The 12,063-nt window shown below is 53.9% G+C and carries 10 protein-coding genes and 1 pseudogene; 3 read left to right on the top strand and 8 right to left on the bottom strand.

Annotation, left to right across the window (positions count from 1 at the left end):
* The first annotated feature begins 117 nt into the window (after nucleotides 1-117).
* Nucleotides 118-489: a helix-turn-helix domain-containing protein gene (locus tag RBB44_RS12750; protein ID WP_306147724.1), complete on the top strand. Its 372-nt coding sequence runs from the start codon at nucleotides 118-120 to the stop codon at nucleotides 487-489.
* Nucleotides 490-511: 22 nt separating this feature from the next.
* On the opposite strand, the gene RBB44_RS12755 is transcribed toward RBB44_RS12750, so the two are convergent.
* The 8 genes and pseudogenes from RBB44_RS12755 to RBB44_RS25525 all read right to left on the bottom strand — a co-directional run.
* Nucleotides 512-1,426, bottom strand: coding sequence for a sugar kinase (locus RBB44_RS12755; protein ID WP_306147725.1), 915 nt, complete (start codon nucleotides 1,424-1,426; stop codon nucleotides 512-514).
* A 162-nt stretch (nucleotides 1,427-1,588) separates the two neighbouring features.
* Entirely contained in the window at nucleotides 1,589-2,410 is an 822-nt protein-coding gene (locus tag RBB44_RS12760) for a carbohydrate ABC transporter permease (protein WP_306147726.1), read from the bottom strand.
* Entirely contained in the window at nucleotides 2,407-3,294 is an 888-nt protein-coding gene (locus RBB44_RS12765) for a carbohydrate ABC transporter permease (RefSeq protein WP_306147727.1), read from the bottom strand. The genes RBB44_RS12760 and RBB44_RS12765 overlap by 4 nt, the downstream gene beginning before the upstream one ends.
* 109 nt (nucleotides 3,295-3,403) lie before the next feature.
* Nucleotides 3,404-4,687 carry an ABC transporter substrate-binding protein gene (locus RBB44_RS12770; RefSeq protein ID WP_209174738.1) on the bottom strand — a complete coding sequence of 428 codons (1,284 nt, stop codon included), beginning with the start codon at nucleotides 4,685-4,687 and terminating at the stop codon, nucleotides 3,404-3,406.
* A gap of 83 nt (nucleotides 4,688-4,770) precedes the next feature.
* Nucleotides 4,771-5,841 (bottom strand): ABC transporter ATP-binding protein, encoded by a 1,071-nt coding sequence (locus RBB44_RS12775; protein WP_306147728.1) that lies wholly within the window; start codon nucleotides 5,839-5,841, stop codon nucleotides 4,771-4,773.
* Complete coding sequence (locus RBB44_RS12780) at nucleotides 5,838-6,629, bottom strand: DeoR/GlpR family DNA-binding transcription regulator (protein ID WP_133951579.1); 792 nt, start codon at nucleotides 6,627-6,629, stop codon at nucleotides 5,838-5,840. The genes RBB44_RS12775 and RBB44_RS12780 overlap by 4 nt, the downstream gene beginning before the upstream one ends.
* A 345-nt stretch (nucleotides 6,630-6,974) precedes the next feature.
* A complete protein-coding gene (locus RBB44_RS12785; RefSeq protein ID WP_306147729.1) occupies nucleotides 6,975-7,397 on the bottom strand; it encodes an FCD domain-containing protein in 423 nt (140 codons plus the stop codon).
* A gap of 45 nt (nucleotides 7,398-7,442) precedes the next feature.
* Nucleotides 7,443-7,643, bottom strand: a pseudogene (locus RBB44_RS25525) (GntR family transcriptional regulator); the annotation flags it as partial.
* Nucleotides 7,644-9,013: 1,370 nt separating this feature from the next.
* On the opposite strand from RBB44_RS25525, the gene RBB44_RS12790 reads away from it, so the two are divergent.
* Both RBB44_RS12790 and RBB44_RS12795 read left to right on the top strand, forming a co-directional pair.
* Nucleotides 9,014-10,294: a bifunctional diguanylate cyclase/phosphodiesterase gene (locus RBB44_RS12790; protein ID WP_306147730.1), complete on the top strand. Its 1,281-nt coding sequence runs from the start codon at nucleotides 9,014-9,016 to the stop codon at nucleotides 10,292-10,294.
* A 270-nt stretch (nucleotides 10,295-10,564) separates the two neighbouring features.
* The gene (locus tag RBB44_RS12795; RefSeq protein ID WP_306147731.1) at nucleotides 10,565-11,995 is read left to right on the top strand and encodes a TolC family outer membrane protein; all 1,431 of its coding nucleotides are present in this window, start codon (nucleotides 10,565-10,567) and stop codon (nucleotides 11,993-11,995) included.
* The last annotated feature ends 68 nt before the right edge of the window (nucleotides 11,996-12,063 follow it).

Genomic DNA, 12,063 nt, shown 5'->3' on the forward strand with positions numbered 1-12,063 from the left:
TGACGTACCGCCGGACCCCGACGGTGCTACTTGATTTCAGCCCTGAGATGAGCGATTAAGTTACAAAGATCAACCAGTATACTTTTTGTAACCTAAAAATCAGGAGAGGATCACGGAATGGCCGGTCGGCTGGAGACTGTTGGCAAACGCCGGGTCGTGCTGGAAGCCTGCACGGAACCCTGCCCCATCGAGCGCGGCATGCGTATTCTCGGTGGCAAATGGACAGGCTCGCTTCTTTGGCACCTGAAAGACGGCCCAGTCCGCTTCAACGATCTGTCGCGAATGCTGGGAGGTGCCAGCAAAAAAATGATCGCGGAACGTCTCAAACAACTGGAAGAGCGCGGGCTTGTCACCCGGACAGTACTTCAAACCGCACCTGTCTCCGTCGAATACGAAATCACAGAGTTCGGCGCGACAGCTTTGAAGTTTCTGGATGAGCTCAGGATCTGGTCAGAGAACCTGCCTCAAGATCACTTGGTATATAACTGAACAGGCGACGGTCAGATCTGATTTAGGCGACCAGTCCACTGGAAAGATCAACCAGAGCACCCCGATGCTGGATAACAGTTCCGGCGAGACGAGCCCCCGCCGCCACGCTTGCGTCAACATCACCCGATACGAGATATTCAGCAAGAAACGCGGCGTTGAAACTGTCGCCGGCGGCGGTTGTGTCGACCACATTGCGGACCGGGTCCGGCCGGAACGATCTACGGTCGTTTTCCGTCGCCACGATCACCTCTTGCGGGCCATTCTTGACGACTATCATTTTCGCACCGGCTGCAAGATAGCGATCCGCGCTCACAAATGGCGTTGTGTCGCCAAAATGTGCTTCCTCGTCCTCAAAGGACGGCATCACAAAATCACACAGGCCCGCTGCCTCGGTAACGCAATCCCGCATGGTCTGCGCATCTTCCCAAAGACGCGGCCGGAGATTGGGATCAAAGGCGGCCCTGGCTCCTTTCTCGCGTGCGGCAGCAAGTGACGATAGGAATGCCTGTCGGCTTTCCGGTGAAAGGATGCCGAGCGTAATACCGCTGAAATAGATCAGCCCTGCCGTATCCATCGCCGTCGACAGAGCAACGGCATCATCTGCAAGACATCGGGCAGCAGACTGCGACCGCCAGTAGGCAAAGCTGCGCTCGCCATCCTTCAGCTGGATCAAGTAGAGACCGATGGTGCGGTCATTCAGCCGCTGAATGTGATCGGTTGCAAGCCCCGCCCCATCAAGAAACGCAATCATTTCTTCGGAGATCTGATCGTTGCCAACTGCGGTGAGATAGGAAACAGTCCAATCTTGGCTTAAGGACTTTCGCACATACCAGGCAGTGTTCAGCGTATCTCCAGCAAAACCCTTTGCAAAAGTCCCCCCGCCGGTCGGCGCCATTTCCACCATGCACTCACCAATTGCCAGAAAATTTGATGGCACGAACCTTCCTCCGGGGCAGTATACAGGCACGAAAAAACCGCAGAATTCTGCGGCTTAAATCCATTAACACGAAACAGGTCAATTGCGGAAGGGGTGATATTCGCAGACACGGTGCCCTGCTCGCCACTGCGATAACCTGGCTTTGGTTCAACCTCGCGGCCGTTACTTGATGCCGGCGCGCATGAAGCTCTGAACAAACTGGCGCTGAAACAGCAGGAATGCGATCAAAAGAGGACCGGATGTCATGAGCGTCGCTGCATTGATCACCGACCATTCGATCCCACTGTCAATGGCGGAAAACACGCTGAGGCCAACAGTCACTGGGCGAGTTTCGACCGAATTCGTTACAATCAAGGGCCAAAGAAAGTTGTTCCAGTGATGGCTGACGGACACCAGTCCGTAGGCGAGGTAGGTCGGTTTTGCGAGCGGAATGTAGACTTTCCATAAGACGCCCAGAACCGAAGCTCCTTCAATCCGGGCCGCCTCGTCCAGTTCCTTCGGGATGGTCATGAAGGTCTGGCGCAGCAGGAAGATCCCGAAGCCGGAAGCAATGTACGGCAGCGCAATTGCGGGAATGGTGTCGACCAGATTCAGCAGCCGCATGGTCTGATAGTTTTCCACCATCAGAATGTCCGGCATGACCAGCAACTGAAGGAGCACCAATGCAAACAGGACGTTGCGGCCGGGAAACTCAAACCGTGCGAAGGCGAAGGCGGCCAAGGTGCAAAGGAAGAACTGCCCCGCCAGGATCATGGTCACCAAGATGAAGGTGTTGAGAAAGTAGCGGTGAAACGGCGCAGCCTCCCAAGCCTTTACAAAGTTCTCCGTTGTCAGCGGCGCGAAGAGATCGAAGTTGGCTTCATAGGCAGATGGATGGATAGCGGTCCAAACCGCATAGGCGAGTGGCAGGATCCACAGAAGCGCCAGCGCCCAGGCAGCAAAGGCATTCAAAAAGCGGTCAAACATGTCGGAGGCCCGGGTCATTTGTAATGCACCTTGCGGTCAAAGAAGAAGAACTGGCCGATGGCAAGGAGCGATAACAAAACCAACAGGGCGACGGTGAGTGTCGCGCCATAAGCGGTCTCCCAGAACCGGAAGGCAACCTCGTAGATGTAGAAGAGAAGCAACGCCGAAGCATTGTCCGGACCACCGTCGGTGAGGATGAATATGTGATCAACAAGCCGGAAGGAGTTGATCACTGCATTGACGCAAACGAACAAGGTCGTCGGCATCAACAGCGGAAACGTGATCCGCCAGAAGATCGTCCAGCGCCCTGCTCCCTCAATCTGCGCCGCCTCTTTTAGTGAAACGGGAATTGCCTGAAGCGCGGCCAGATAAAAGATCATGAAGAACCCAGCCTCTTTCCAGACTGTCACGACAATGATCGCATTGAGGGCGGTGTCCGGATTGCCAAGGTAATTGGATGCCGGCCAGCCGAATAGGAAACCAGTGATCTGGTCAAACAGGCCAAAGCCGGGCGTATAGAAAAACAGCCAGATGTTTGCCACGGCAATGAGCGGTAAAACGGTTGGGGTAAAATAAGCCATGCGGACGAAGCTCCGACCAGCCAGCTTGTCGTTGACCCAAAGAGCCATGACAATAGCCAGGGCCACGGAGACCGGGATGGTGCCGATTGCAAACCAGAGGTTGTTCCACAGCACCTTCCAAAAGACCGCGTCATTGAGCATGCGCTCGTAGTTTTCGAGCCCGATGAATTTCGCAGGACGGCGGCCACGGGGCGTGGAAAAGAAGCTGTTCAAGAGCGTCGTGACAGCCGGAATATGCGTAAATGCGAACAGGAACACGAGTGCGGGCAGCAACAAGAGCCAGCCATAGATCCAGTCACGTTTCAGTCTCAACGTCTGCATGCGCGTCACAACCCGGAGATGTCTTTCCGGCCCGATTTTGAATGGGCGTCAACAAAAATGAGAAGCAGCGCACCGGGCCGTGGTCCGGTGCGCTGCTCCCCGACCCTCCTTAGCGGTATTCCGCCAGGATCTCGTCAGCTTGTGCTTGCGCTTCTTTCAAAGCCGTCTCAGCGTCTTTCTGGCCAGTGATGACAGCTGCCAGGGCGTCGTTGAAGATGCCGGTGACGCGCTGGTTCTGGTATGTGGACAGCTCGGCCTTGGCGAACTCAAGCTGATCTCGGGCAACCAGAGCCGGAGCGAAGTCAGCCGTGTAGGCTTTCATCTCTTCGGTTTCCCAGGTCTCGGCGCGCGGTGCGACGTATCCGGTTGCGATGGTCCACTTTGCAGACTGTTCCGGCGCAGTGATCCACTGAACGAACTCGACAGCGGCCTTGTTCTGCTCATCGGATGCGCCCTTGAACAGATAGAAGTTGCCGCCACCTGTCGGCGCGCCGCGGGTCACTTTTGCAGGCAGCATTGCAACACCGAAATCAAACGGCGCATTGTCACGCACGTTGGTCAGGTTGCCGGTGGAGGTCCACATCATGGCCGTCTGACCTTCGAAGAAAGCCTTCGGTGTCGCGCCCCACTCAATAATGCCCGGAGCCATAACTTCGTGCTTGGTGCTCAGGTCAACGAGGTATTGCAGCGCCTCAACAACCTTCGGATCATCGAAGTTGGTTTTGTTGCCTTCCGCATTCACAAGCTCTGCACCATTCGCGATGGCGAGGCCCTGGAATAGCCAGTATGGGAAACCGGAAGACGGGATGCGCACACCCCATTGCGTTGCATTACCGGACGCGTCTTTTTTGGTCAGCTTCTTGCCGAATTCGACCATTTCTTCCCAGGTCTCAGGAGCGACTTCCGGGTCAAGACCTGCTTCCTTGAAAGCTTCCTTGTTCCAGTAAAGCACCGGCGTGGAGCGCTGGAACGGGATGCCGTAGGTCTTGCCACCAGTCTGGCTGTTTTCCATGAACGCAGGATAGAAACCTTCAAGCCATTTCTTGTCTTCCTCGGTGGTGAGGTAGTCATCGAACGGCACAATGAGGTCTTCGTCAATCAGTGTGTACATGTCGACGGACAGGATCACGCTGAGCTGTGGCGGGTTGCCACCACGCGAAGCAGTGATCGCCTTGGCAACTGTGTCCTGATAGGAACCAGCGTAGACCGCGTCGATGTTCACATCCGGGTTTTGAGCGACGTATTCAGCGGTCAACTCTTGAATGGTGTCAGCTGCTTTGCCGCCGACAGCAACCGGGAAATAGAACTGAAGATCAACAGCCTGAGCGGACGCCCAGGTGCTGAATGTCAAAGCCGTTGCAGCAACGGCCTTCAGGAAAGTGGACTTCAACATTCGTTTTCTTCCTAAGGCTAATGACTTCCTAGGGTTTGAACATCCGCACAGGGCGGGGTTTCCACGCGGGCCCACGTAGACTGTCAGGAGCGCAACTGCGCCCCAATTTCAGAAACAAGATCATCCCGGCGCGCACCGGACTGCGCATCAAAGACGTGCAAGGCATCCGGCTCAAAGCCGAGTTCAATGGACTGACCGGGTGTAACCGGATCTGCGGTCGCCAACCGGACTTGAAACGCCGTATCAGCAACAACGCAGTCGGCGAGAATGTCCGCTCCAAGATATTCGACCGTACGGATCGTCGCCTCCAGTGGGCCACCTGCCTGCCGGCGCATGGCTTCCGGGCGAACACCCAACTTGTGCGATGGCGCATTTTCGAGTTTTCGAAAGGCCGCTGCCGGGAACAAATTCATCGGCGGCGTGCCGATAAACCGGGCTGCAAAGGGTGTGGCCGGCCGATCATAAAGCGTCCGCGGCCCTGCGGCCTGAACCAATTGCCCTTTGTTTAACAGGACGACCTGGTCCGCCATTGTGATGGCTTCAACCTGATCGTGGGTGACATAGACCATGGTAAAACCGAGCTGCCGCTGCAGCGCACGGATTTCCACCCGCATTTCGTGGCGAAGTTTAGCATCAAGGTTGGACAGCGGCTCGTCCATCAAACAGATCGGCTTCTCGCCGATAATCGCCCGGCCCAGCGCAACCCGCTGCTGCTGACCGCCGGAAAGCTGGCCGGGTTTCCGCTCCAGAAGCTGGGACAAGCCCAGAAGGTCAGCGACTTTCTGCAAGCGCTCATCGCGTTCCGCACGGCCAACGCGGCGCACCTTCAATCCGAAGATGATGTTCTCTGCGACCGACAGGTGCGGGAACAATGCATAGGACTGAAACACCATAGACAAATCGCGCTTTGATGACGGTGTATGGGTCACATCGCTTTCACCAATCTTGATGCTTCCCGACGAAACGCTTTCCAGTCCGGCGATCATCCTCAAGGTTGTGGATTTGCCACAACCGGACGGCCCCAAAAGAGCTGTAAAAGACCCTGCGGGCATTGTGATGCTGAGGTTATCGACGGCCACCGTCTCCCCCCAGACCCGGGAGATGTTCTCCAGAACGATCGGCTTACCGGCACTGGACAGGTTCAGGTCTGTCATTGTTCACCCTCCGCCGATCCGGGGAGATGAACAATGGTCTGTGCATCTTTCAAACTCTCCAGAAAGGCCTGAGGCACAGGTTTGTCGGTGAAAATATCTGTGACGTCGCTCAAGTGGCCGCCCCGAACGTGGGCACTCCGGCCAAACTTGCTGTTGTCGAGAACAAGATAGGAAGTCCGGCAATTGGCCAGAATAGCCTGACGGGCCGCGACCTCGTCTTCATGGAAGTCAAGCAGCGTGCCGTCTTCATCGACCCCGGCAACACCAAAGATGCCGATATCCACCTTGTAGTTCGCAAAAAACGACTGGGCAGATGACCCAAGAACATCCCTGTCGCCGTAGCGCAGCCGGCCACCCGCAATCGTTACCTGAAAAGACGGATTGCTTGATGCACTGAACGCTACGTTCAAATTGTTGGTGAAGACCGCCAGATTCTCGTGACCGGTCAAAGCCTGCATCACGATCTCAGGCGTTGTACCAATGGAAAAAGCTATCGACTGATTGTTTTCAACCCGAGCTGCGACCTGACGGGCGATATCCTGCTTGCCCGGAAGGTTCAGAATCTGCCGGGTGGAGTAGTGGATGTTGGCAGCGCGCGCTGGTGGCTCGACGCCACCGTGGGTCCGGCGCAAAATTCCAAGTTCACAAAGTCCGTTTACATCGCGGCGAATTGTCTGGGTTGTCACTTCAAACCGCTCGGCCAATTCCTCAACTGAGGCAAATCCGGCTTTTTGAACCAGATCAGCAATCTCTGCCTGCCGTTTTGTGATATCAATTTGCCCGAGCATACGACGCACCCAACATTCCTGCCGCCGCTGCCATATCTCGTCCGACCAGGTACAAACAAATCTGGATCGAACCGCTCAGCGGCTGTTCCCAACAATCAATCATTTTCATATGAACCTTATTCGACGCTCATATGAAAATGCTATGACAGTTTCAGCCGTGAGATTGAAAATTGCTGCAAAACGCCGGGAGAGCGTCTGGCTACCGTCACCCCTCAGAAACAGAAATCAATTGTGCTCTAGAGGCTTCCTCGCAAGTCAGCGGTGCCCGTTTTGTAGAGATCGAATCCGCGCCGGAACCCTTTTCAATCTAAAAACACCGAGTTATCGATAAGCTGCTGGAAAAAATCACAATTGCGAAACGCCGCTACGTTCGAAAACAGATATCAGTGCTTGCAAGGCACTCAATCTATGAGCCTGGGCTATTTCGCTTGCTGCTTTCTCATTGCCACCTGAGAAAGCCTCTATTAAAGAGCGATGATCTGCATCCGCCTCAACAGGAGCACCGTTCATTCGTGTGAGAACGCGGACCGCCCGATGAATCTGATCCAGATTCAAACCGATTTCCCGCTCAAGGCGTGCATTGCTGTATCTGGCAATTATCCTGTGAAAGCGGTCGTCTTGATCAATCCATCCATTTAGATCGTTCTGTTCCCGCGCAAGCAACGCGGCCGTCGACGCACACTCCAACTCTGCAAGCGCATCGGCTTTGTTTTCAAGTCGAGCAAGAAGTGAGGCCGCCAGCCCCTCAAGCGCCGCGAGGATTTCCATCACCTCTGTCAGGTCTTGAAGCTGGATGGACAACACCTTCGCCCCCCGCCGCGGGATCAACGACACCAACCCTTCTGACTCCAAACGGATCAACGCTTCGCGGACTGGTGTGCGGCTCATTTCAAGACGGGCAGCTATCTCTGGTTCGGGCGCCTGAAATCCGGGCGCAAGTTCACCGCTAAGTATATCTGTTTTAAGTTTTTCATATGCGTTGTTAACGCGGGTCTCTTTGACACGAGCAAGCATTGGCGGGCGAACCTGGTTCTTGTGGCACGGCACGAAACCCGCTTTGGACAGACGCTACCGCTCCTGGCCGTCTCATTGGCATACCAGAAGCAGCAGAATTGCATCAAACGAGTTTGTTGAGGGACGGTTCTGAGGCCAAATTCATTCTGGCTTGTAAATTTTATCATTAAGATTTTATTTAAACACGTTACGCAACGGAATAGATGCCACCATATTCGATCTAAGGCATTGTTATTAATTAATAAATTAGAAATACACTCAACATAAAATAATTCGTAAAACTGCCAATATATAGAGACGAATACACGAGACGACAGGTGGGGTGCGATAAGCTTGGAAAGCTAAATTCGGCCTTCGAAGACACGCTGCCTCAAATCAGGATCACCTTGAGAGCCTTTTATGAACACCTTTCGGGAAACCACCCTTCATTGGCGCCTGACCACCGAATTTGATGTCGCCTACAAGCGCCTACAGCGCTCCAAAAATTCCTGGCCTAAAAACAAATATGCGAAATTATTACAATAGATAAAAAAGACAATATTATAGATTTACATAAAAACTGTTTGTTATTACTTTTAACTTAACCTCTCACGGAGTACGTGGGGGCCTATATGAACTTGGCGACAGCTGTAATATCGTCAAACTACAATTCTGTTCTCTTGATTTTTTCGCTTGCGCTTTGCATCGCCGGAGCGGTCTTCTCTGTTCAACTCATTGGAAGGCTAAACAAGAGCGCCGGAAAAGCGCGGACTATTCGATTGATCTGGGTCTCTTTGGTGCTTGGCACTTCGCTGTGGGCTGCCGGTGTGTTTGCCGCAGCCGCACCTATTCCATCGTCACAGACGGGATTTCAGTTTGCGACGCTCATGGCCGCCTTGTTTATCGCAACAACCGGCACTTTTGTGAGCATCTGGCTCCCACAGTTGGCTAAAAACCTGGTGATGCAGGTCATCAGCGGCATTGTTTATGGAGCAGGTGTCGCAACAACCTTTTTAATGATTGGTTTTTCCTACAAGGTTGCCGGCATGCAGGCAGGAGCCGGACTTTCAGCCATCTGGCCAATCATCCTTGGCACCGTGTTCGGAGCCGCGCTTTTTCCTGTGGCCCTTGACGCAGCTGCTAAGACCAAACTGGTCCAGGGTGTCTGTTTTATCTCCATCCCGGCAGTCGTGTGCCTCCTTGCCTCACCAACCTCGGTTCCACCTGAGGTCCCATACTGGTTTCCGCCGGGAATGAACTTGTTGCCGGTGTCCCAGACCCTGGTTGTTTCTGTTTTGCTACCCGCGCTCTGTGCTGTTTTCGCGGCATCTGGAGATGTTCTGGAACATCACTACAAACACTTGTCCCGCAGAACCTACCAGCATTTGGCCTTGCAGGATCCCCTCACCCACCTTCCAAACCGGCATTATGTCGAGAACATTGCAGAACAATTGCTCAAGGAAGCTAGCCAAAACCAAAAAATCTGCGCAGTGGTTCTTGTCAGCCTTGACCAGTTCAAAACAGTGAACGAGCTACACGGCTACGCGACCGGCGACGCAGTCTTGAAGCAAATGGCCAGTCTTTTCCGGGAAGAATTCGCAGACCCCATCGTCATTTCAAGGTTTTATGGTGACGAGTTTCTCATCATAAACCCGACTGTAAATACCTTGGACGAAGCAACCAGTTTAGCCCGTCAGGTCCGCGATATGGCCAGACGCCCCATACAAACAGCAACCTACCGGCTCTCTATTCAGTGCAGCATTGGTGTCGCAGTATCGCCAAGGGATGGTGAGAACCTGGCACAGCTGGTCCAACGCGCAAACCTTGCGGCGAAACGGGCAAAATCCATCGGTGGGAATTCCATTCAACCTTACGTCACCGGCATGGAGGAAAACAATCGTTGGGAAGCCGCATTGGCGGCAGACCTTCGTTACGCCACTCTGGACAATCAGCTGAACCTTTTGTTCCAGAAACAGAACCAAACCAAAACCGGTGAACTTGTAGGCTACGAAGCCCTCGTACGATGGCGCCACGCGGAGAAGGGACAAATTCCTCCAGAGGACTTTATTCCGATTGCCGAACGCTCGGGCATCATTCTGGATATTGGTGCCTGGGTGCTGCGGGAGGCCTGCCGCGCCGCTGCTGACTGGCAAGACCCGGTCGCAGTTTCCGTCAACGCATCCCCCTCGCAGTTTACCCGCAGTGATTTCAGTGGCCTGGTCTCAACAGTGCTCATGGAAACAGGATTGGAACCGCATCGCCTTGAAATAGAACTGACCGAAAGCACCCCTATCGAAGACCACAGCCGAGTACTTCAAACCATTATTGCGTTACGCGAAATGGGAGTTCGGGTGGCGATGGACGATTATGGAACTGGTTATTCCTCTCTCAACACCTTGCAGGCATTTCCGTTCGACAAGTTGAAAGTCGACCGTGTTTTCACTCAATCTCTTGAGGACAGCCCGCAAGCCAGGGCGATCTTGCGCTCCGCTGTTTTGCTAGGACACAGCTTTGGTATACCCGTTATCGCCGAAGGCGTCGAAACTGAAAAGCAATTGAACTTTTTGAAAGAAATGGGTTGCCAGCAAGTGCAAGGCTTCCTCTTCGGAAAGCACCTGTTGCCAGGCCAAATCAAGTCGGCACGAGAAACCGAAAAAAGACGCGCCGGATAAAGAATTTCATCCCACAGACCTTGAAAATATTTGAACATTAACAAAAACAATTCAAAAATTAATATTCTAGACAATTATTACAATATGATATCTACTATTTTATTGACAGGCATTAACGATAAACAATTGATTACAATTACCTTTGATTAACTATAAAACTTTACCTTAGTAGCAGATAACGAAAACGGTGCTGCTATGACAAACTCGAACGCATCTTCGACAACTGGAAAAAGTAGACGCAACGATCGGCAAACGCTCTCGCGATTGCTGATGGCGAGCGCTGCTTTGGTCGGCGTTTTGATGTCAGGCGCTCCCTCATACGCCCAGTCCCTCGAAGAAGCGATGGGCGCTGCATATGCCTTGAACCCCGGCCTGAAAGCAGAACGGTCCAGATATCAAGCGACCAACCAAGGTGTCTGGACTGCGCGTTCAGAGTTCCTTCCGACAGTGACCGGCAGTTACATCGGCGAACACAATTCGTTCCGGAACACTCGGGACACATTGTCAAGTGACCGGGAGTACTTCCACGAGCTTGGCGTCTCCATGTCGCAGACGCTCTTCCAGGGTTTTGCCGGTGTAAACCGACTCAATCAGGCCCATGAAGAAGCCCAATCCGGCCGCAACCAGCTCATCGGTGCCGAACAGACGCTATTGTTCAACACAGCCGACGCCTATTTGCGTGTGGTCCGGGACCGCGGCGTACTGGCTTATTTGAAGTCTTACACAAATGTTGTGCAGCGTGAGGTGAATGCTGCACGAGCACGTTACAAATCTGGCGATGCCACGCGTACCGACATCGAACAGGCTCTTGCCCGCCTTGCGGAAGCTCAAGGGAACAAGGACCAGGCTGTTGGCGATTTGGAAGCGTCAGAAGCGCTCTATGAACGCCTCACCGGGCAAAAACCTGGAAAAATTGGCTGGCCGGGCATCCCCAAGACCATCGAACCTGCTGGTCTTGATGATGCCATCACAGTTGCTTTTCAGAACAATCCGTCCATTCGCGCCGCGATGAATGACGCGCGGGCGGCACGATATGCTGCGCGCGCCTCAGTTGGCGACATGCTGCCCCGGGTTTCCTTGGAAGGCGAATGGTCGAATGGATACCGGCGCGATTTCAGCGACCGCGATCGGGAAGACTACCGGCTCGGCATTCGGGTGACGGCTCCGTTCTTCACCGGTGGTCGAAACATTGCATCAGTGAAGCGTGCCAAATACACCGCAGCGCAGGAAGAGTATGAGCTGGATGATACGCAACAGATTATCCGCGAGAACGTCATTCGTGCCATGAAGCAACGCGCGGCGGCGCGCCTTCGGGCCAAAGCTGGTGTCCGCGCGATCGAAGCCAACAAGCGCGCTGTCAAAGGTCTTCAAGTCGAGTTTGAAAGCGGCCAACGCACATTGCTCAACGTGCTGGACGGTGAACGTGAGTTGCTATTGAGCCAGGTCGACTACGTCCGGGCCCAGTATGACGCGAAAATCGCGGACTTTTTCCTGCTGGCCAATATCGGCCGACTGGCACCGCAGCACTTCGCTATTATCGAAGAGAGGCCGGCGCCGCCGTCCCGGATTATCCCTGAATTCAATACGTGGGATTTGCGTCTCGGGCCGACGGAGAATGATCCGTTCCAGTCTGGCGTCATTGAGATTGCAGAGACCGAACCGGTGATCATCCAAGCAGAAGCGCTTCCTCCGATCCAATAGACGGTCAAGCTGCCGACATTAAAAAAGCGGGCTGCAAGGCCCGCTTTTTTGTGCTTTAGAAGCTGTCC

The sequence above is a fragment of the Roseibium sp. MMSF_3247 genome (assembly GCF_030733765.1).
Taxonomy (GTDB): domain Bacteria; phylum Pseudomonadota; class Alphaproteobacteria; order Rhizobiales; family Stappiaceae; genus Roseibium.